Annotated in this window: 18 protein-coding genes and 4 tRNA genes; 17 read left to right on the top strand and 5 right to left on the bottom strand. The window is 42.2% G+C overall.

Annotation, left to right across the window (positions count from 1 at the left end):
• Positions 1 to 66 precede the first annotated feature (66 nt).
• Positions 67 to 140, bottom strand: a tRNA-Pro gene (locus G602_RS0114550).
• Between the two features lie 197 nt (positions 141 to 337).
• On the opposite strand from G602_RS0114550, the gene G602_RS29095 reads away from it, so the two are divergent.
• The 9 genes from G602_RS29095 to G602_RS0114505 all read left to right on the top strand — a co-directional run bounded on the left by G602_RS29095 (position 338) and on the right by G602_RS0114505 (position 9015).
• Entirely contained in the window at positions 338 to 1627 is a 1290-nt protein-coding gene (locus G602_RS29095) for a CAP domain-containing protein (RefSeq protein WP_049945246.1), read from the top strand.
• Positions 1628 to 1699: 72 nt separating this feature from the next.
• Positions 1700 to 2626, top strand: coding sequence for a serine O-acetyltransferase (locus tag G602_RS0114540; protein ID WP_026659643.1), 927 nt, complete (start codon positions 1700 to 1702; stop codon positions 2624 to 2626).
• Positions 2627 to 2735: 109 nt separating this feature from the next.
• Positions 2736 to 4106 (top strand): flagellar hook protein FlgE, encoded by a 1371-nt coding sequence (locus tag G602_RS29090; RefSeq protein ID WP_026659642.1) that lies wholly within the window; start codon positions 2736 to 2738, stop codon positions 4104 to 4106.
• A 431-nt stretch (positions 4107 to 4537) separates the two neighbouring features.
• Positions 4538 to 5305 carry an adaptor protein MecA gene (locus G602_RS0114530; protein WP_026659641.1) on the top strand — a complete coding sequence of 256 codons (768 nt, stop codon included), beginning with the start codon at positions 4538 to 4540 and terminating at the stop codon, positions 5303 to 5305.
• Positions 5306 to 5307: 2 nt separating this feature from the next.
• On the top strand, positions 5308 to 6156 hold the full coding sequence (locus G602_RS0114525) for a hypothetical protein (RefSeq protein WP_026659640.1): 849 nt from the start codon (positions 5308 to 5310) through the stop codon (positions 6154 to 6156).
• A 93-nt stretch (positions 6157 to 6249) separates the two neighbouring features.
• Positions 6250 to 8283, top strand: a complete 2034-nt coding sequence (locus G602_RS0114520) for a methyl-accepting chemotaxis protein (RefSeq protein ID WP_026659639.1) — start codon at positions 6250 to 6252, stop codon at positions 8281 to 8283.
• A gap of 149 nt (positions 8284 to 8432) precedes the next feature.
• A complete protein-coding gene (locus G602_RS0114515; protein ID WP_155829917.1) occupies positions 8433 to 8768 on the top strand; it encodes a hypothetical protein in 336 nt (111 codons plus the stop codon).
• 39 nt (positions 8769 to 8807) lie between these two features.
• Positions 8808 to 8891 (top strand) — tRNA-Leu (locus G602_RS0114510).
• 40 nt (positions 8892 to 8931) lie between these two features.
• Positions 8932 to 9015: transfer RNA gene (locus tag G602_RS0114505), tRNA-Leu, on the top strand.
• 629 nt (positions 9016 to 9644) lie between these two features.
• On the opposite strand, the gene G602_RS30550 is transcribed toward G602_RS0114505, so the two are convergent.
• The gene (locus G602_RS30550) at positions 9645 to 9806 is read right to left on the bottom strand and encodes an ABC-2 family transporter protein (RefSeq protein WP_155829915.1); all 162 of its coding nucleotides are present in this window, start codon (positions 9804 to 9806) and stop codon (positions 9645 to 9647) included.
• 50 nt (positions 9807 to 9856) lie between these two features.
• On the opposite strand from G602_RS30550, the gene G602_RS0114495 reads away from it, so the two are divergent.
• The 7 genes from G602_RS0114495 (at position 9857) to G602_RS0114465 (ending at position 17414) form a co-directional block, all read left to right on the top strand.
• Positions 9857 to 12067: an ATP-dependent helicase gene (locus G602_RS0114495; protein ID WP_044932211.1), complete on the top strand. Its 2211-nt coding sequence runs from the start codon at positions 9857 to 9859 to the stop codon at positions 12065 to 12067.
• Positions 12068 to 12093: 26 nt separating this feature from the next.
• The gene (locus G602_RS0114490) at positions 12094 to 12675 is read left to right on the top strand and encodes a hypothetical protein (protein ID WP_044932209.1); all 582 of its coding nucleotides are present in this window, start codon (positions 12094 to 12096) and stop codon (positions 12673 to 12675) included.
• Positions 12676 to 12809: 134 nt separating this feature from the next.
• Entirely contained in the window at positions 12810 to 13157 is a 348-nt protein-coding gene (locus G602_RS0114485) for a DUF1622 domain-containing protein (RefSeq protein ID WP_026659634.1), read from the top strand.
• 9 nt (positions 13158 to 13166) lie between these two features.
• Positions 13167 to 14051 (top strand): ParB N-terminal domain-containing protein, encoded by an 885-nt coding sequence (locus tag G602_RS0114480; protein WP_026659633.1) that lies wholly within the window; start codon positions 13167 to 13169, stop codon positions 14049 to 14051.
• The gene (locus G602_RS0114475; protein WP_242835619.1) at positions 14038 to 14550 is read left to right on the top strand and encodes an HAD family hydrolase; all 513 of its coding nucleotides are present in this window, start codon (positions 14038 to 14040) and stop codon (positions 14548 to 14550) included. Before G602_RS0114480 ends, G602_RS0114475 begins: the two co-directional genes overlap by 14 nt.
• Before the next feature lie 174 nt (positions 14551 to 14724).
• Positions 14725 to 16110, top strand: a complete 1386-nt coding sequence (locus G602_RS0114470) for a TldD/PmbA family protein (protein WP_026659630.1) — start codon at positions 14725 to 14727, stop codon at positions 16108 to 16110.
• Between the two features lie 2 nt (positions 16111 to 16112).
• A complete protein-coding gene (locus G602_RS0114465) occupies positions 16113 to 17414 on the top strand; it encodes a TldD/PmbA family protein (RefSeq protein WP_026659629.1) in 1302 nt (433 codons plus the stop codon).
• A gap of 165 nt (positions 17415 to 17579) precedes the next feature.
• On the opposite strand, the gene G602_RS0114460 is transcribed toward G602_RS0114465, so the two are convergent.
• Positions 17580 to 18977 carry an MFS transporter gene (locus tag G602_RS0114460; protein ID WP_026659628.1) on the bottom strand — a complete coding sequence of 466 codons (1398 nt, stop codon included), beginning with the start codon at positions 18975 to 18977 and terminating at the stop codon, positions 17580 to 17582.
• Between the two features lie 269 nt (positions 18978 to 19246).
• Here G602_RS0114460 and G602_RS0114455 point away from each other — a divergent pair.
• Positions 19247 to 19330 (top strand) — tRNA-Leu (locus G602_RS0114455).
• A 129-nt stretch (positions 19331 to 19459) separates the two neighbouring features.
• On the opposite strand, the gene G602_RS31010 is transcribed toward G602_RS0114455, so the two are convergent.
• Positions 19460 to 19624, bottom strand: coding sequence for a hypothetical protein (locus tag G602_RS31010; protein WP_170832732.1), 165 nt, complete (start codon positions 19622 to 19624; stop codon positions 19460 to 19462).
• A 25-nt stretch (positions 19625 to 19649) separates the two neighbouring features.
• Positions 19650 to 20867: an IS91 family transposase gene (locus tag G602_RS26775; protein ID WP_044931794.1), complete on the bottom strand. Its 1218-nt coding sequence runs from the start codon at positions 20865 to 20867 to the stop codon at positions 19650 to 19652.
• Between the last annotated feature and the right edge of the window lie 90 nt (positions 20868 to 20957).

The following is a 20957-nucleotide window of genomic DNA, read 5'->3' as shown; positions in this document are numbered from 1 at the left end:
AATAGCAGAAATGTGACTTGAGTGAAAACAAAAAAAGAGCTGAAGATCAAATCTTCAGCTCAGTAGTCGGAGTGGCGGGACTCGAACTCGCGGCCTCTACCTCCCTAAGATAGCGCGCTAACCAACTGCGCTACACCCCGGCGACAAATGGTATCTTACCACGACATAAAAATAAAAGCAATAACTTTTTTTATTTTTTAAGAAAAATATTTTTTAGGTCTGACTGATTCAGGCAAGAAAAAATGCTTCGAATTTATAAGTATGTGATATTATAATGTAAGGGATTGTCACAGGACTCATTTGATATTGTGGCAAATATTGATTTACGGGGGATTTTATGAAAAAGTTTTGTATCTTAAACAGTAAAAGATTTCTGGCTGCTGTGCTGGCAGCTTCTCTTATGACGACTCCTGTTTTACCTGCAGAGTCGTCTCTTGTAGTTCATGCGGAGGAATCAGTAAAACAGACAATTGCAAAACCTGTCATCACGGAGATTTCCAATGAGTACGAGGGGCTCGTTGTTCACTGGAAGGCCGCAAGCGGGGCAAAAGGCTATCAGCTTTTCAGAAGACAGAAGAGAACGGATCCTTTTGAACTCATCGCTGTTCTTGGAGAAGATGAGCTTTCATATACTGATAATGATGCCATGAAAGAGGGCGGCATCTATACCTATATGCTTAAGGGCGTTGATGGCGAGGTGGTTTCTGAGGAGTCGGAGCCTAAGACCGTTTCAAGATTCCTTGTTACCAAGGTCAGCATGAAAATTAAATATGCTCAGAAATCAGCCAGACAGATGCAGAAGATGATAAATGATTTCAGGACAGGAAAAAATACCTGGTGCTGGAATTCTACCAACACACAGAAGGTTTACACTCAGGGCATAGGAAAACTTGCGTATGACTATAATCTTGAAAAGATAGCAATGAAGCGAGTTGCAGAGATAGCAATTAATTTTAATCACGAGAGACCTAACGGCAAAACCTGTTTTACCGCAATGAGTGAAGAGGGCTACAAATACAAGTATGCGGGTGAGAACATCGCCTATGGCTATAAGACGGCTGCGAAGGCTTTTGAAGCTTTTCAGGAGACCAACCAGTACTATTCCGGTCAGGGGCATCGCAGAAATATGCTTAGCACCAACTACAACGTATGTGCAATCGGGCACTGCAAGGTGAATGGAGTGCACTACTGGGTTCAGCTTTTTGCATATACAGAGGATGATTCGGACTATACAAAGACCATAAGCACCAGTAAGAAGGTGGACCTTTATGTATCAGCAGATGACCTGACTTCTTATAAAAAGACGCTTAATAAACTCGGCGCAAAAATAAACGATTACGCGCCTTCTCAGGTTACCTGGGTTGACCTTCAGACAGAAAAGAAGAAGGCATATCTTTTTTATACAAAATCAGTCGGAGCAGCAGGTTACGAAATCTACCGTTCAAATCAGAAAAAGAAAGGCTACAAAAAAGTAGGAACCGTAAAGAGTCAGTTCAAACTTGAATTTACCGATAAAAAGCTTGCACGTAAAAAGAAGTACTATTATTATATTGTTCCATATAGAATTGCTCATGATGAAAAGGTCTATGGCAAAAAATCTGAGATAAAAATGATTAAGACGCAGTAAAAAACATACAGAAAAATCATGCAGTAAAAGCATACAGAAAAATCATGCAGTAAAAGCATACAGGAGATGACTATGGATATCGGAGAACGTCAGAATTTAAGGACTGAGATTGAAAAAATCGTTAATCTGATCATTGATGATTATGGTAATGGCAGAGATGTTGATCAGATGGATATTTTCAACCAGCCCGACAGAGATGCTGTTATTGATATAGTAAAAAAGCTTACGAGGGTAATCTATCCCGGATATTACAGGGATAAGATTTACAGGAGCTATAATGATACAAATCGTGTTGCTGTGGTTATTGAGGATGTTATCTATAATTTACAGAAGCAGATAGCGATTGCCTTCAGACATGGCGAGGAATATCAGAATGCGACAGATGATACACTGACCTGTGGGGCAAGATGCATCACACAGGAATTTTTCAAAAAGATACCACACATCCGTGCTCTTATTGATACGGATCTTCAGGCTACTTATGAGGGTGATCCTGCAGCTTTCAGTAAGGAAGAGATTATCCTGTCCTACCCGGGACTTTTTGCAACAGCAATCAATCGTATGGCTCATGAGCTTTATCTCCTGAATGTTCCGCTGATTCCGAGAATCATGACCGAGTATGCTCATTCCAAGACCGGAATCGATATTCATCCCGGTGCTACCATAGGAAAATACTTCATGATAGACCATGGAACAGGCATTGTTATCGGTGAGACTTCAATCATCGGTGAGCATGTAAAGGTATATCAGGGTGTCACCATAGGTGCGCTCTCCACAAGAGGAGGACAGGCACTTAAGGGCGCAAAGCGTCACCCCACAATTGAGGACAACGTAACAATTTACGCCGGAGCTTCAATCCTTGGCGGCGAGACTGTGATCGGACATGACTCGGTTGTCGGATCTAACGCATTCCTTACTTCATCAATCGCCCCAGGCACCAAGGTCAGCATCAAAAACCAGGAGCTCCAATTTAATAATGACGGGTCGAAGGACTTTTAATATTAAAAAAGCACAGGTTGAAAAACTTGTGTTTTTTTTTAGTTTTCCCTAAAGTGAATCATATCTGTGTCCGAAATAAGAGATGTAGGTATATGTATGTTTTCTTTTCATGAAAAAGAAGACAGATTCTGAAGGCGGTGAGCGTATGATGAGATCATTGTGGTCCGGAGTTGCCGGACTAAAGACACATCAGATACAGATGGACGTTATCAGTAATAACGTAGCAAATGTAAATACCACATCCTATAAAGCACAGAAGACGACCTTTGGTGATCTTTTGTATCAGAATGCAAGGAGAGCTGCCCCGGCTTCAGGAGTCCGTGCCGGCATAAATGCAAAGCAGGTAGGACTCGGAGCAAAGTACTCCTCTATAATGACAAATATTGAAAAACAGGGCTCGATTCAGCAGACTGACAATGTTTTCGATCTTAGTATAAACGGCGATTCCTTCTTTGTTATCGAGAACAATAAAGGCCAATTGAATTATACAAGAGATGGCTCTTTTGCTGTGGATGCTCAAGGGTATCTTGTTACAAGATCAGATGGCTTCTATGTAAGAGGAACAGCTGCAGAAGAGGGGAATAATGAATTGCAAGTCGGAGCAGAGGACAGAATACAGGTGCTTCCGATAGATGACAATGGTGAGCTCATCAAGATGGAAGGAACAGCCACAACCTACGCCAGAGTTACAGGAAATATCAGCCGCACGGATTCTCTTCTTTCAGCAGATGGCGGAAGAAAAGTAGACCTCGAGTTCTACGGATCAGACGGCAAGACCTATACGGTAAGGATGGCATTTACAGATGCCGGCGACGATAATCCTACTTCTTATCAGGCTAATATAACTATGATAATGGATGAAAATCACCAGCCCATAGAGGGTGGCATCCCTGATAATACAACAGTTAATCTTGTTTATGACGCCACTAACGGAAAATTTGTCAGTGCAAACGGTTCGGCAGACGGACAGATCCAGCTAAACTTCCAGGGTGAAGCGGCAGCAGCCGGCGGATTTACACTTGATTTTTCAGGTACAACAAATTATGCTCCGCTTAACGGAATGGACAGCTCAGCTCTTGCAGCTTACAGAGGAAAGGAAGACGGAACAGAAGCGGGTTATCCTGAAGGCGACATGAATGGTGTTGCCATAGGCAGAGACGGTACTATCACAAGACTCTATAGTAATGACCAGAGCAGAGTTGCAGGCAAAATTGCAGTTGCTGAGTTCGCCAATGTAACGGGTTTATCAAAAGAGGGTGAAAACCTCTATGCTGTAACCGGAAACTCCGGTCCTGCACGTCTAATGTGGGTAACTGATGATGGCGGCTACATGACTTCGGGAACTCTGGAAATGAGTAATGTGGATCTTTCCACAGAGTTTACGGATATGATCCTCACACAGAGAGGCTTCCAGGCAAACAGCCGTGTAATCACTGTTTCCGACACACTTCTTGATGAGTTGAGGTCACTGAAGAGATAAGAGAATAATACTCACGCTTGAGATGAGTTGAGGTCACTGAAGAGATAAGAGAATAATACTCACGCTTGAGATGAGTTGAGGTCACTGAAGAGATAAGAGAATAATATTCACGCTTGAGATGATTATTTGAATGAAGATTACAACATACAATTGCCTTCCCCCTGGGGGGAAGGTGTCACCGAAGGTGACGGATGAGGGGGTTCCGAGTCCGTCATTTTTATTATAGAAAAAAGCGCACACCATTTTTCTAAATATTCGTTCATAAATTATGTAATAAAATTAGTGCTTTGAGCCGAAATATATAGTACAATAAGAGTAGGAAAAGTGAATTTTGCGACAATTAGCACTCAACACTAGACAGTGCTAACATTATGGAGTATAATCACTATTCATAGCAGTTCATTTTTCAAATGGAAAGGAGATGAGGCTATATGGTAATCGTTAAAATGAATAATACGACAGTAGAGTGCAGTATTGCTGCATCAGAACTCCGTGAAATCGGCCTCACCCCTGAAGCAATCATGAATGGAGAGAAGAAGACCGTTCCGTTTATGGCACAGCTGAACAGGGAAGTTGGCGAACAGCTGGGGTATGATCCCGAAACAGAAGTACTCATGATGAGTAAGAACATGATGGTAGATGGAAGCGTGCGCATCTTCGCTATAAAAATGTCCAATGAGGACATTCAGAAATCAGCAGACAGAATACGTGGTTCAGCAGAGGCTATTCTCCGCGAGATGACTCAGGAGAGAGTTGATGCCATAAAGGCTAAGACCGGTTCGGATAAAGGCCAGGCACTGAATGAAATGATTGGACACGTTTCAGAATTAATAGAGCAGATTTACGATCAGGATGAGGAGCAGGAGCCCCAGATTGAGGCGATGGCAAAACCCATAATAAATGCGGAGAGATACATGGCCAGATTCAAGGACATCAATTCCGCAGCAAGATTTGCCAAGGTTTCCTTCAGTCTTCCTATTACAGAGTCCAGGCTTTACAAAGAGAATGATGAGTACTATGTAACTCTTGTTCTTGAGCCGGATGGAGAGAATGCAGTATATGATCTTCGCAGAAGCGGACTTGAGTATGCTGAGGAACTGATGATGAACTCGCCTGAACAGACTCACATCGAGGAGACAGGCAAATGCATTATTAAGGAGGACGCACTCCTTCACTTAAAGGATATGATAGCTAAGTAATTATGAGTATTACAGTTTATGATTTTACGGGAATTTATGAGAACGAGAGCTTTGACTTTTACAAAAAAGAGGGCGCTCGTTCTCTTTTTGATTCAAATTGCAATTATGTGACGTTAACGGATATAAGCGGAACCAATTGTATCTGCGACGATTATGCCTATGAAGAGATAAAAAAGAGAATTCCGGGGCAGCTGCAAAAGAGCGAAATAGAAATCAGATTTTTTGACAACGGTAATTACCACTACATGTCCAAGCTTCTTCTGGATGTTATATGTGATAAACGTCAAAACATACATGATGATACGGATTTTGATCAATTGCCTGAGGAGGATGTAGTATTTGACTTAATTGTCTTTGACCACCATCCAGATATGAAGTGGACTTCCTATGGTGATATCTTATCCTGCGGCAGCTGGATTCTCAATGCCCTAAAGGACAGGCCTGAGATTCAAAAGGTTTATATCATTGGTGCTGACAAGGCTCTGATGGAAGAGGCCTTTACAGATAATCCTGAGATAGAAAAGAAAGTCAGATATTTTGAGAGATTTGATGCGTTTAAAGCTGAGGCCAAAAAAAATCCCGGAGCTTTTCAGAAAAATGTTTATATTTCCGTTGATAAGGATGTGCTTAGCCGGGATGAGCTTTTCACAAACTGGGACCAGGGAGATATGACCTGCAGTGAACTCGAGGATGCACTTGTTTTTCTCAAGGAATATTACATGGGAAAAATTCTTGCCGTCGACGTATGCGGTGAAAGCCTGAAAGATTCTGAAGATTTTTTCATGCATAATGGTGCACATATGAGTAATATAATAAACCGTAATATTTTGTCTGTTTTTCTGAATTATTAATAATTATTTTATTCTTTGATTATGTTATTATACTCAGCAAACATCTACAATTAAAAAAGATAGTGTTAACTTTTTTCATAATTGGAGATGACTATGAGCAAAGAAAATGGACAGAATAACGGAGCAAATAATGTAAGTGGTCTTAACAGTGTTAAAACCAAGCTGATTTTGATGATGGTTCTGCTTGTTGCAATTCCGCTTATCATTGCGATTATTGTCAGCTACAATAATTCGATGAACAAAGGTCTTGCGGATGCGGAGACCATAAATATCAAACAGTGCGTAATTGTTAAAGAGCAGTTTATGACCGTCATTGATCAGCAGATCAGATCTTTGCAGGCTGTGGCAGAAAGCCCTTCTACTATCGCTTATATTAAGGATGAGGCTTCAAGAGATGAGGCTGCCATGAAGGCATATCTGCAGCAGGTAAATGTTCCCTACAACGATGGAAATGCCATTGTTATATCAGGTGGTGATGGCCAGCAGCTGGTAAGATCTGATGATGGAGCCCTCTCCGATGTTCATGAGAGAGATTACTTTAAATCAGCAATAGGCGGCAGCATTCATCTTTCAGAGGTTATTGTGTCCAAGGCTACAGGGCAGAGAATCATCGTGCCCGCAGTTCCCGTTTATGATACTGATTATAAAAATGTTATAGGTATAGCTCAGAGAAGCTATGATCTTTCCGTATTGCATCAGCTGCTTCGTGATAATGCTTCAGGTACACAAAAGGCATATATTACAGATAAAAACGGCACACTTATTGCTACATCTGAGAAAGAGATAAAAGCAGATGATCCTGAGGAGAATATGAGCAGCAAGCAGTTCTTCCAGATGGCACAAAGCGCAAATGAAGGCAGCTATCTCACAGGTTCCGGAAGTGAAAAGCGCATCGTTTCATATGTCAAGGAAGAAAATACAGGATGGATAGTTATTTTCTCTGAAAATTATAATGAAACGATGGCATCGGCTACAAAGAGTGCGCTTGTAGTTGTTGTTTTAGGCATCATCATGATTCTTATAGCCGTTGTTCTTTCATTTAAGATGGCACTGTCCTTTACAGGACCTCTTAACGAAGTTAACAACACACTTAGTCATCTTGCCAATGGTGAATTTGTAGATATTCAGAAGTATAAAGACCGCAAAGACGAATTTGGACAGATGGTAAATAATACCAATGCTGTTATCGAGATTTTGGATGGAATTGTTCAGAATATCAAATCATCTGCGGTATCGGTTAATCATTCGTCAGAGGAACTTGCCGATGCGGCAAGTCAGATTTCCCAGACAGCGGATGATGTATCAAATGCAGTTCAGGAAATTGCATCAGGTGCAACACAGCAGGCAGACGAGATACAGAGTGTTACGGAAAATGTCGGCAATATTGATGTTGCTACAGGACATGTTCAGGATAGCACCGGTGACCTGTCCGGAATTACCAGCAGAATGCAGGAGGTATCCACAGAATCCGCACAGAGCCTTGCTGATCTCCAGCAGAGCAGTCACAATATGAGTGAGAAGATTACTGCAATTACCGAAAAAATCGGTGCAACCAGTAAGGCGGTTGAGAATATCAATGAAAAGGTTGAAGGAATCGCATCTATTGCATCTCAGACTAACCTGCTGTCACTGAATGCTTCTATTGAGGCTGCAAGAGCAGGCGATGCAGGAAAAGGCTTCGCGGTTGTTGCTGAAGAAATCGGAAAGCTTGCTGATGACTCCAGTAAGATGGCGGATGATATCAGACGTGAGATGGATATCCTTCTTGCAGAATCCCAGTCAGCCGTTGAGATGGCAGCAGAGGTTCAGAAGGGCAACGAAGAGCAGATGGAGGTTCTCGGAAGCACAGTTCAGAGCGTTAATGCGATGATAGAAGACATCTCATCCACAGCTGTAAGTGTAAAGAGTATTGAAGGAGATGCTATCACATGTGTTGATGCCAAGAATGTTGTTGCGGATGCAATGGCTTCACTGTCAGCGATCTCTCAGGAAAATGCAGCATCCTCAGAGGAGACAGGAGCTTCTATGCAGGAGCTTTCAGCAACTGTTACCACATTGTCAGGATCTGCTGATTCACTTAAGGGAATAGCAGAAAAGCTGAGTGAGGATATGAAGTTCTTTAAATAATCAGGATTCTTGCTATAATAGTAATGGCAGCCGGCAATTTCTGCCGGCTGCTTTTTCTGTGTACGGGGGTGCACGTTTCGCTGGAGAGATTTTTTTTACTAACTGGAATTGCGCTCATTATAGGGGATGCGCAGCTTGAGGAGAATGGTATGGACAAAAGAATACGGGACAGAATAAAACGGATTGAGAAGCTGGAGCTTGATTTGTTATCGGATGAACAGCTCTCTGATGAGAAAAAAGAGATAATGATGCTCATCGAGATGGTGCAGCAGGAACTCTTAAGGAGAATCATAATCATAGCGGCACTTATTGTTTCACTTTCCGCGTCAGTGATAGGACTGTTGTCATATCCTTCGGCACCTATGCTTTTTGTGGTTCTTATATGCATATTATTATTTGTTATGGCCAATGTACAATATATCCAAAAATACAGAGGTTTGAACGATTTACATAAAGCTTCAGATATTCTTTACAAAATTAGTTGACAAAACGGCTGTTAATCGATAGAATATCTATTGTCGCTTGCAGGAATGGCGGAATTGGCAGACGCGCACGGTTCAGGTCCGTGTGATAGCAATATCATGAGGGTTCAAGTCCCTTTTCCTGCATTAGTTGAGAAACTAGTGTGACTAATTAAATATTTAATTTGCGGAAGTGTCGGAATTGGCAGACGAGCAAGACTAAGGATCTTGTGATGGCTACATCGTGAGGGTTCAAGTCCCTTCTTCCGCACGAATGAATGTGGTTGTTTGTGTAGTAACACAGACAACCATTTTTATTAAATTTATGCGGCTGTTACTTCATACATATAGTTTGTGTATGTCCATGACAATTCGTCAAAAAGTATCCTGTTTCAATGCTGAATGATGTACAGCAGTCATGGGGACGGTTCTTTTGTCTCCTTTTTTTACCAGCAGAGTAATTGCTTGAGTTGTACATTATTCCCTCTTTCACCCAATATACATGGATATTCATTTATAGATGACCATTTTTTGCTTGTGATTCATCCATAAGAAGAGAATCTTAATATTTGGATTACCATATGGGTGGAATAGTTCATACTAACTGAATAATAAAAGACATATGGGTGAATTATTTCCCCAAAGGAATCTTTTTAAAGTACTGAAATTCATCCATTTATAATTGTTTTGTAGGTATAGGGTGAAAAAGAGGTGAAAAAAGTTCATCCATTTTTGTATGAAAAGAGTATATGAGATGACTAATACATTCCGGCTAATATAAAATATGAGTTTTGATTAGTCGGTATTTTGTGTTAACTTGGTTATATTCCTGACTAATGTAAAATTAGATTTTAGATTAGTCAGGAAGAATCTATGGCATATATCTAACGAGCTATTTCATTATGCCCCTGCACTGTTATAATGCTTAAGGCCTGTCCTCCATAGCAGATAAGCTGCTGCCGCTGCAATCAGTGCCACAAGAGGCGACAGATAAGCGTATTCAGGGTGTACAAGATTTTTTCCAAGAAGAAAGCAGTAAGGATAAACATCAAAACAGAGCAATAGAAGAACTTATAGGACTGATTATGAAATAATAGTATAATTGGATTGTTATGACAGAGAATGAATTTTTACAAAAATACGCAAAGAGCCTAAGCAATCAGCAGCTCGATGCAGTAACGACAATAGACGGCCCGGTGCTTCTTCTGGCTGTGCCGGGGAGCGGTAAGACTACAGTTCTTGTGAACAGACTGGGATACATGCTTTATTGCAAAGCAGTCGCGCCTGAAAATATCCTGACTCTTACTTATACGGTTGCAGCAACAAGAGACATGGCCCAGAGGTTTGAAGGCATATTCGGAGAGGGTATTTCCTCGAGATTGGAATTTAGAACCATTAACGGAATCTGTGCCAAGATAATTGCTCATTACGGGCGCCTTATAGGGAAAAGTGCTTTCGAGCTTATCACTGATGAAAAGGTTGTAGGAAGAATTCTTACTGAGAATTACGTCCGTATTTACAAGGAGTATCCCACAGAGAGTGATATAAAAAATGTAAGAACCCTCATCACTTATTGCAAGAATATGATGCTCACAAAGGATGAGATTTTAGCACTTGAAAAAGAAACAGATTCCGATATCTACGCAATTTACGAGGCATATAACAGAGAACTCAAAAATCGCGGACTTATGGATTATGACGACCAGATGATCTACGCCTACAGAATGCTTAAGGGTTCACCGGAGCTCCTGTCTTTTTATAAGGAAAAGTACAGATACATCTGTGTTGATGAAGCCCAGGATACCTCAAAAATCCAGCATATGATAATAGGGTTGCTCTCCGGAGCAGCCGGGAATCTTTTCATGGTCGGAGATGAGGACCAGAGTATATACGGCTTCAGGGCTGCTTATCCAGAGGCACTTCTGAATTTTGAAAAAGACCACCCCGGTGCCAAGGTTCTGGTGATGGATAAAAACTACAGATCCAATGCAAATATTGTAGAAGCTGCTGACCGGTTTATTGGACACAATACCATGCGACACGATAAACATATGCAGGCGACGAAGGACAGATCGGCTGACATAAACTATATTCAGCTGGGTGGAAGAAGAAACCAGTACAACTATCTGTTTAAGGTTGCATCTGATATCAGTAAGCAGACAGCAGTGCTTTACAGGGATAATGAGAGCGTTCTTCCCCTTGTGGATATCCTTGAGAGGCAGGGAGTGAATTACAGAATAAAAAGTGCTGACATGGCATTTTTTACACATCGCGTGGTTATGGACGTAATAAGCATCATGCGCTTTTCTATCGATCCATATGACAGCGGGCTTTTTATGAAAATCTATTTTAAGTTCCAGAACTACCTTAATAAGAAACAGGCTGAGATGTTATGCAGAATAGCGGCTTCTGAGGATATACCGATTCTTGATGCTATTGAGGAGACTGAAATGATAAATGGCAGGGTGAAGGGCAAATGCAGATCGCTTCGGACCCACCTGTCAAACATGAGGTATGAGACACCGCACAAGGCACTTTTGCGTATTGATAAATACATGGGATACGGTGAGTATCTTGAGGATAACCACCTGGATTACAACAAGATTTTCATTTTGAGGGAGCTCTCCAAAAATGAAGAAACAATCGACGGATTTTTAAGAAGGCTGGATGAGCTTCAGGAGATTCTGAGGGGGAAGGAACAGGATTACAGAACGAAATTCATCCTCTCAACGATCCATTCAAGTAAGGGGCTTGAGTATGATGAAGTGTATCTCATGGATGTATGCGACGGTGTTTTTCCTGATGCTGTGGTGAAAAATCCCATGCGTGCGACTCCTCAGGAGCTTCGGGATTTCGAGGAGGAGCGCAGGATTTTTTATGTGGGGATGACGAGAGCCAGAAACAAGCTGAATATTTTCACCTACAGTGATGAGGAAGCCACTTTTGTTAAGGAGATATCTGAACTCCCTGCTCGCGACAGGGCAGATACCAGAGGAGAAAGCGATGTCAGAGAAAGAGTAAAAAAAGCGAAGGCTTCGATTAGAAGGAGTGCCGGTATTGGTGCTCAGACTAAAGGAAAGAGTGTGTCTGGCACATGGGGAAAGGGTACAACCAAGGGGCAGATTGACGAGCAGGAATATCCGACTGACCTTATTATAGGACAGCGAATTCTTCAGCCCAAATACGGGAATGGTGTTATAACAGACGTTACATACGATGAGGATGCTATTCCATCGAAGTTCTCGGTTATGTTTGATGACGGAAAAGAGAGATTGTTTGCATATCCCTTTGCTTTCGTGACGGGGATGAAGCTGATGGACTAATGTTTTAAAAACTGGAGGAATCAGAATTGGATAAAAAGAAAATTGCCATATTTTTTCCGGGAATAGGATATCACTGTGATAAACCTCTTCTTTATTATGCAAGAAAGCTTGCTTTAGAAGCGTGCTTCGAGGACTACAGGAACGTAACCTACACCTGCTCCGTGAAGAAGATTCGCGGTGATAAGGATATGATGAAAAAAGCCTTTGATGAGCTTTACGGGCAGACAGAAGAGGCACTTAAGGACATCGACTGGGATGAGTATGATGATATTCTGTTTGTATCAAAGAGCATCGGAACAGCGATTGCAATTTTCTATGCCAAAAAGCATGGGATTGAGAATGTAAGACATGTATTGTATACGCCCCTTGCTGAGACCTTCGAGGCAGCAGAGGGCATGGACAAAATTCATGCCATAGCTTTTATCGGAACAGGTGATCCCTGGAGCGATGTGCTGGAGGTTGCAAGCAGTGCAGAGGACTACAAGGTACCCATAACGATCTATGAGGGAGTGAATCACTCACTTGAGGGGGATGACACTATGGCGAACCTTGAGCTATTAAGTGAAGTCATGGAGAAGACAGGAAAATTCATGGCTTCTCGCATGTAAAAGCAACAAAAGCCATAGAATAATGCTGAAATTTCTATGAATTATGTGGGCATCTTCTTGAAATACGTCTATCGGTAAAACATAATGATATATAGAATATATCATAGTTATTTCCTGTTTCGAGGAGGGGCGAAATGGAAGAACTGTATCTTGGTGCTGAAAATCTGCTTCGATATATAGTCGAATTTTCAACGCTTTTGTTGGAATTCTTCGGTATATGTATTCTTGTGTACACTGCTATCAAGTGCTTTATCTTCTGGCTTAAAAAAGATAATTCCATAAGACTTGCCCTTGCTCAGGGAATTGCGCTGGCTCTTGAATTCAAGCTTGGCGGCGAGGTTCTTAGAACGGTTGTCGTTAGGGAGTGGGCTGAGCTTGGAATACTAGGAGCCATTATTTTACTTAGAGCTACCCTTACCTTCCTCATTCATTGGGAAATTAAAAACGAAGAGAAGGCGTTGGAACCTAAAGAGAACAAGTGAGGTGAAAACATGGCAGAATCAGGTTTTATGGCATATCTGAAAAGCGAACTCGAGAAGTATAACGGTGTTTATGTTCCTGTAAAGGCATCCTGGGCAGAATGCCTTACGACTAAGTCCGCACCTTATAGTAAGCTGCATCCGAACCCCAACGATGAATTCTGTATCGATAAGGTGGGTCCCAGTTTTAGAATTTTAGATGATTATGCTCAGAGATTCAGAGCTGCTTTATCAAGGGGAGTTGATCCTTTTGATAATCAGGAACCACTGGAGGTTGAAAAAGTGCGCCCTGACGGTTACATGATTCTGAATGGACACCACAGGTGGGCTGCTGCGATAGTTTCCGGAATAGATAAGATTCCGATTAAAATCGTAAATATCACACATATAGCCGATATCGAGAAAATGCTGAAAAAGACAGACAGGACAAAGCGCGTAACCTTTGATCTTGATGAGGTGGTTTTTGACAGTGAAGACGGAAGCTTTGAAGAGGTACCGGGTGGTTCTGAGATCAAGTTCCCTGAGAGGGTAAGGCTTGGAATTCCTGCACTTTTCCACTTTTTTCATGAAAACGAATATGACGTCTGGGTGTTCTCATCAAAATATTATTCGATTGATTACATCAAAAAACTCTTTAAAAACTACGCTGTTGATGTTGACGGTATAGTGACTGGAACAGCAAGGAAAATGGCTAAAGACAGGGACGTTAAAAAAGAAATAGAGAGCCTTGTTGCAAAGAAATATAAAGAGACGGTAAGTGTTGATAATGAGATGGTTGTCAGAATCTACGGCGGTTCCAAGGATTTTGACCAGCATGAGCTTGACAAAAACGGGGAGCGATGGTCAGCTCAGATTATGAAAATCTTAGGGGAAGCGATTAAGAATGAAAAAGAATAAAAATGATAAGGAAAGGATGCGCATTTCCTTTGACCTCGATGAAGTACTTTTTGTATTCCCTGAGACCCATAAGACCGAGCCGCCGCTTAAATTTCCGCTTAACAAGATATATAAAGAGCGGCTTCGGCTGGGAACGCCGGAGCTTATAAACAAGCTTCAGGAGCTGGGATATGAGGTATGGGTGTACACGTCGTCTTTTCGAACTGAAAAATACATAAAAAACCTTTTCAGACATTACGGAGTGAAATTTGACGGTATCGTAAACGGAACGCGTCACCTTAAAGAGGTCCAGAGGAACAACGCCACAACGCTTCCGCAAAAGCTACCGAGCATGTATCGCATTTCGCTTCACATCGACGATGAAGAAATAGTTTGCTCACTTGGCAGGCAGTATGGTTACAGAACCTATAAGCTTGATGAAGAGGATGATGCCTGGAAGGAAAAGATCATCGCAAGGGCTGATGAAATCAGGCATCTGAATGAATTGGAAAATAAATGAGGATAAGAGACAGCTACGTTATGAGTCTGTTTCTTATCCTTTTTTCTTGCTTTTTTATTGTATAGAAAATTCTGAAAAGTCCTTTTAATTTGTGAGAAATGCATATAAAATAGAAACATGTTTGCGCATATATTGGGAACTTTTGCGTATAAAAAAAGAACAGGAGGAAATTACATGCTAGAAGACATCTTAACAAAACAAAAGAGCTTCTTCGATACGGGGATGAAGACTGTGCTCAGAGGCCAGGAAAGCAGATTTCGCAGAGTTATAATTCAGAATGGTAATCTTGTTGTAAATGCCAGATCTGAAGAGAGTGGAATTTGTGCAAGGGCTTACCTTAACGGAGCCTATGGCTTTGCATCAACAGCAGAGTATTCGGAGGAAGCAGCCAGAAAAACTATCGAGGCAGCTACGAAAAATGCCAGATATCTCGATAAATTCAATGCTGATAAGAAGAATGCATATCCGGAAATTGCTGGTTCGATGATCACTTCGCCAAGAATGATAATCGATTTTGAGCAGAAGAGACTCGTTGATCTGTGCAAGGAAATCGATGCTTACATTGCAAAGAAATATCCGGATTTACTGAGCAGAACGGTAGTGTACAGAGAGGATACCATGGAGAAAATCATCGTGACCTCCGATGCGGCTGATGGACACGTGGCATATCCCAGATGCACTGTTTACGTTATTCTCAACATGGCATCAGCAGAGGGACAGCCTGTTGAGGTTATGGATTCCTTTGGTGGCTTTGGACACATTGAGGATAATTACAGTGAGCTTAACGGCGTTTATGAAAAAATTGATGAATTGTACAAGAAGCTTCATGATAAGGCAGAGGGAGTATATGCAAGCGCAGGTGTAAAGACCGTCATACTTCATCCGAATGTTGCGGGAATGATTGCACATGAGGCAGTGGGACACACCGTTGAGGCTGACCTGGTTCAGGGAGGTTCGGTTGCAGGTCCTAACCTTGGAAAAAAGGTAGCATCAGACCTTGTTGGAATAGTTGACTTTGCCCATACCGCTTTTGGAGATAAGGCTCCGCTGCCGGTTTATATCGATGATGAGGGTGTTCCTGCGGAGGATGCTGTTCTTGTTGAGGGAGGTGTTCTTAAGGGCTATATGCATGACCGCGAGAGCGCTGCATTATACGGTGTTAAGCCACAGGGAAATGCGAGAGGCTATGCTTTTTCAGACGAACCCCTTATAAGAATGAGAAACACCTGCGTGCTTCCGGGAAAAGATAAGCTTGAGGATATGATAGCTTCCGTTGATGACGGCTATTATCTACTTCAGACCGGAAACGGACAGGCTGACCTTACAGGCGAGTTCATGTTCGGAATCACAATGGGATACGAGATTAAAAACGGAAAGCTTGGAAAAGCAATCTTGGATACGACTGTTTCCGGTGTCGCTTTTGATATGCTGAATACCGTGGACATGGTATCTGACACAGTAACCTGGAACACATCGGGAACCTGCGGCAAGAAGCAGGCTATGCCTGTTTCTATGGGCGGCCCTGCTATTAAGTGTAAGATAACGATCGGAGGTAGATGAGGATGAACATTGGGGAAATTGCAGATAAGACATACGAATACTTGAAAACAAAAGACGGACTTAAGGGTGATTTTACAATTTCTGAGACAGAGACCAATGAGATCACAATGAAGGATGGAAAGTTCACTCTTTTCAGAACTCTGTTCGATCAGGATGTGTCCGTGAGAGTCATAAAGGACAATAAAGAGGGTAGTGCAAGCATCAATAAATGCACTGAGGATGCTGTGAAAAAAGCGGTTGATGATGCCATAGTATCAGCGCAAGCAGGTGATGCCGACGAGTGTTTTGACATCGCTCCGGGCATGGATCCTGAGAAATTCAAGATGGGCGTTCTGGAACCCGACATCGATAAGCTGATGGAGAGAACCGAGGAGCTTGCCAGGGACATAGCTGAGAAACATAAAAAGATTAAGCTCATCGAGATGTTTGCAAAGTACGTAAAAAGTCATTCGGTTTTCATGAATACAGGTGGAACAAGGGATGAGAGCGATTGCGGATATTATGAAATATACGCAGAATTTGCGGGCTCTGACGGGGATGAGACGACAGGTATAAACGGCACTGTTGTCATTATGGATAATCTTGATGAAAAATTCATTGACCTTGGAAGTATTGAAAAGGATCTTGCTGATACTGAGAATTCTCTTAAGCCCATGAAAGTTACTGATAAGTTTGAGGGAGATGTGATTTTCACACCCCAGTGCTCTGTACAGATGCTGAGCTTCCTTCTTGGAAATACTGTCGTTGACCCTGCTATCATCGCAGGAACCAGCGTATGGAAGGATAAGGTTGGAGAGGAGGTTGTATCACCCCTTCTTACAATCAGTTCAAAGCCATGGGATAAGCGCATCATTGCTCACGAGGTACACACTCAGGATGGCTTCAGATCAGAGGACTACACACTTATTGAAAAGGGTGTCCTAAACTGCCTTGCAACCTCACTTTACACATCAAACAAGTGCAAGGTAAACAGAGCAGCCAATTCTTCATTGACTTTCGTAGTGGATGAGGGTGATACACCATATGAGGATATGATTAAATCCATGAAAAGGGGACTTATAGTAGGTGCTGTTTCCTGCGGTCATCCCGGTCCTAATGGGGAGATATCCGGTGTTGCCAAGAACAGCTTCTACGTGGAAGACGGCGAGATAAAAGGCGCTGTTATCGAGACCATGATAAGCACCAATCTGTTTGACATGTTTAAGAACGTTAAAGCGGTTTCAAAAGAACTGCTGTGTAATGGAAGTATGGTTCTGCCAAGCATCCAGTGCGGCGGCGTTACTATCTCCGGCACGGAGGGGTAAATCTCTGACGCGAAGGGAATAGAAATAATAATGTATTCCCACGGGAATAGAAACAATATATCCACGTGGGAATATATAAAAAAGCCTTCCCCTTGGGGGACGATGGTTTTGCGCGGACCGGAGCGGAGCGTAGACAGGTGCCCGAAGGGCGGATGAGGGGGCATCTTATACCCGCTTCCTCATCTCCCTATAAATACTCTCTTTCTTAGGATTCTTCAATTCCTTAATTCTCAGCAATATCTGTTTTTCATTAAATGAAAAGAATATCACCGCACCGATAAAGCATGTAACAAACGCAATAGCAGCAGTGGTTCTGTAGCTTCCCTTTGTCTGGGATACAGTGACGGAAGTAAATGTAACGAGCGCCAGGGCCTGTCCCATCTTAAATGCAAAGGTTCTTGCCGCAAAGAACATTCCGCTTCTGTCCTCGCCTGTCTCAAGTCTTGTGACCTCAGCAACATCTGCAACGCAGGCCTGAGGAAGTATTCCTAATATTGCCATGGGAAAAGCAGCTGTGACAGCTATTATAAAGCCCCAGATAAGACCTTTTCCGCAGAAAACCGTAATTCCAAAAACAAGGCAGTATGCAAAAAAGCCTGTGATGATAATGGGTTTTTTACCGATTTTCTTTGCAAAAATATTTACAAAAGGATAGAGCATTACGCTGATTGCAGTCATGGTTGCAGTAAGCACAAAGGTCCAGGTGTCCTCGATTTCCATGAGCTGTGTCTCATAGAAGGCAAGTCCTGTCTGGAACAATGTAAGTGCAAAGAAGTAAATCACATCACTGTAGACAAAGCGCCTGAACTGCCCGTTTGAAAAGGTTTTGGCCAGTGACTTGAAGGGCTTTGTATCGCTGGGCTTGGAGTCGATATAATCACGTTCCTTTATATAAAACGCCGGAATCAACATGGAAAGGCACGCGATAACTGACATTATTGCGACTGAAAAACGGATGGAATTTTTCTGGCCAACACTAGCCTCAAGGGCTCCTGCCACATTGGGAAGGAGGAAGGAGATGCTCTGACCGAGAATAAATGTAAAGGAGATGAAGGTCGATACATTTATGCGGTGCTGCTGAGTATCACCGAGTTCAGCGATAAGTGCGTTATACGGCGTGCAGAACATGGTCATGAAAAGATAGAACACCATCAGAAGAACGAAAAGAACGGTATCATTCAGCCCCGTATTCTGCGTCTGCGGCAGTACAAAAAGTGCGATAGTGCAAAGTGAAAAGGGAACCGCCATCACTCTCATGAAGGGGATTCGTCTTCCTCCCTTGTAATTACTTCTGTCGGACCAGCCTGCAATAAGAGGATCAGTAATTGCATCGAATATACGCCCTGCTGCGAGCACGAGACCAAAAAGTGTCAGCTTGAAAAGAATCGGTGATTGCGTGATTCCCGATGCAAATACACCTGTGTTCGGATTCTGCTCACTGGGGACACCGGTGTAGTAGTAGACCATCCAGTTTGACACGATTCCGGAGAGAAGACTCCATCCGAACTGTCCAAGTGCGAATATCCATAATAGTTTGTTGGTAATAGGTTTTAACTCTTTCATAATAATTAAATAATTCCTCCCTGGCGCAGCAAATAGCCCTGCTGCAGCTAGAAACTATTATAGACCATCTGGTTCCCTTAGGCTCTAGGGATTATTTCACAAATAATTTATGCTGAATTTGGCAAGAAAACACAACTATATCGCTAAAAAGTATGGCAAAAAACTTTTTAACGATTTTTAAAAAAAGTTTTAAAAAGGTGTTGACTTATTTTGAGAATTTGTTATTATATAGAAGTTGTCGCTGACAAAACAGCGAAAGACAACTGAATGCGGAAGTGTCGGAATTGGCAGACGAGCAAGACTAAGGATCTTGTGATGGCTACATCGTGAGGGTTCAAGTCCCTTCTTCCGCACGAACAAAAGACCAGCTCATATGAGCTGGTTTTTTTGTTTAATAGGAAATTTCGCCTTGGCGGCGAACCCTTGAATTAAAAGGCCCGGCAAGACCGGGCCACGCAAAGCGGAGGTATGTTGGTTTTGAATTACCAATCTACCTCATCAAAGAATTCATCATCTTCATGCATAAAGTAATCCATGTCGAGAAGGTCTTCATCATCCATCTCGCGGATTTCATTCGCCGACATGCCTTCCGGCGGGTTTTGGATGTATTTCTCTCTAAGCTTTGCTATTAGTTCTTTACTGGCCATGGCTGTTCCTCCTAGCATGATTTTATCATGCGCAGGAATACGAGGGAACACTACTGATTTTTGAGGATGGAGCTCTGCTTTTGGGACGGCATTTTCCCATTGCCTTTTCATATAAGTCTTCGAGAGAAACACGTTTGTGGTTAAAGCGCAATTCGAGAAATTTCATTGTGCTGCTGCACTTTGGACAACTCAATGGGTCATATCCGAATGCTGTCAGGATGCCTGAACGCCATTGAAGGAATGATTTAAAGAATGGTTTTTTGGAAGGGTGAATCAGCCGGTAAAGTTTTTTGTCTGATTCTCTATGGCGACCATATACACCATAGTAACGTATCATCTTAAAGTCTTTTTCAGGTATGTGCTGGATAAGACGCTTGATGAATTCCATTGAAGGTATGGTCTCAGTGACAAGGAGTTCGTCTTCATGCCTGTTGTAGTGGAAAGTAACAGTATCATGCTCTTTATCATAGGAGTCAATTCTTGAGAGACCGATTACAGGACGACCAAGGTAGCGACCTATATATTTTGATACTGTGCGTTTGTCAGCGAGAGTGGGTTTACCATAGACATAGAAGCCTTCTTTCTGATTTTTGTAGGAGAGAGCTTTTTCTTTTTTAAACAATGCTTTCTTATTGGGATCAGTAATACGATCTTCCATTAGATTCAGAAGAGCAGTCTGAAAAGCATGGCGCATATAGGGGTAACTGAAGAACTTTACTTTGCGCCAGAAGCCGGTGTCTCCAACACCACCTTCAGATATGAGGCAGTGGATATGAGGATTCCATTCCAAAGGACGACCAAATGTGTGAAGAACAAGGATGTAACCAGGTGTAAAGTTCTGACTCTTGTTGATTTTGTAGAACATCCGGTTAATAACACTGCTGGTAGCTTCAAAAAGACAGTTAAGAAGGTCGCGATCTTCGAGAAAGTAATGGCGTAATTCTTTTGATATGGTGAATACGCAGTGACGGTGCTGACAGTTTATGAGCTTAAATGACATAGCCTGAGCACGTTTTTGTGAATACATGGCACCACATGTAGGGCAGAATCTTGAATGACAACGAAAGGGAACAAATTTGAGAGTACCACAATCAGGGCAGCCGTACATAGCGCCGCCATAAGCAGGATCCCCGCAATTGATCATCTTATCGATGTTTTCCATTTCGGTCTTGCGGGGATGAAGAGTATATTGAATTTCTTCATAATGATCGCGGAACAGATCTTGTAGAGTATTTCGTTTCATAAAATCATTATGAATGAGTTGAGGCAAAAAACAACCCCACCCCTCATGATTGAGGGGCAGGGGAGTTGAGGTGCCGTAGGCACTTTTTTA

This window comes from Butyrivibrio sp. AC2005, from assembly GCF_000424145.1.
Lineage (GTDB): Bacteria > Bacillota > Clostridia > Lachnospirales > Lachnospiraceae > Butyrivibrio.
The sequence above is the reverse complement of the archived record's forward strand: the minus strand, read 5'-3'. Positions and strand labels throughout refer to the sequence as shown.

Coding starts and splice junctions, on each gene's coding strand:
- G602_RS29095 (WP_049945246.1), top strand. CDS start 338: ATGAAAAAGTTTTGTATCTTAAACAGTAAAAGATTTCTGGCTGCTGTG.
- G602_RS0114530 (WP_026659641.1), top strand. CDS start 4,538: ATGGTAATCGTTAAAATGAATAATACGACAGTAGAGTGCAGTATTGCT.
- G602_RS0114495 (WP_044932211.1), top strand. CDS start 9,857: ATGACAGAGAATGAATTTTTACAAAAATACGCAAAGAGCCTAAGCAAT.
- G602_RS0114485 (WP_026659634.1), top strand. CDS start 12,810: ATGGAAGAACTGTATCTTGGTGCTGAAAATCTGCTTCGATATATAGTC.
- G602_RS0114465 (WP_026659629.1), top strand. CDS start 16,113: ATGAACATTGGGGAAATTGCAGATAAGACATACGAATACTTGAAAACA.
- G602_RS0114515 (WP_155829917.1), top strand. CDS start 8,433: ATGGACAAAAGAATACGGGACAGAATAAAACGGATTGAGAAGCTGGAG.
- G602_RS0114540 (WP_026659643.1), top strand. CDS start 1,700: ATGGATATCGGAGAACGTCAGAATTTAAGGACTGAGATTGAAAAAATC.
- G602_RS0114525 (WP_026659640.1), top strand. CDS start 5,308: ATGAGTATTACAGTTTATGATTTTACGGGAATTTATGAGAACGAGAGC.
- G602_RS0114520 (WP_026659639.1), top strand. CDS start 6,250: ATGAGCAAAGAAAATGGACAGAATAACGGAGCAAATAATGTAAGTGGT.
- G602_RS26775 (WP_044931794.1), bottom strand. CDS start 20,867: ATGAAACGAAATACTCTACAAGATCTGTTCCGCGATCATTATGAAGAA.
- G602_RS0114475 (WP_242835619.1), top strand. CDS start 14,038: ATGAAAAAGAATAAAAATGATAAGGAAAGGATGCGCATTTCCTTTGAC.
- G602_RS31010 (WP_170832732.1), bottom strand. CDS start 19,624: ATGGCCAGTAAAGAACTAATAGCAAAGCTTAGAGAGAAATACATCCAA.
- G602_RS0114460 (WP_026659628.1), bottom strand. CDS start 18,977: ATGAAAGAGTTAAAACCTATTACCAACAAACTATTATGGATATTCGCA.
- G602_RS29090 (WP_026659642.1), top strand. CDS start 2,736: ATGAAAAAGAAGACAGATTCTGAAGGCGGTGAGCGTATGATGAGATCA.
- G602_RS0114480 (WP_026659633.1), top strand. CDS start 13,167: ATGGCAGAATCAGGTTTTATGGCATATCTGAAAAGCGAACTCGAGAAG.
- G602_RS0114470 (WP_026659630.1), top strand. CDS start 14,725: ATGCTAGAAGACATCTTAACAAAACAAAAGAGCTTCTTCGATACGGGG.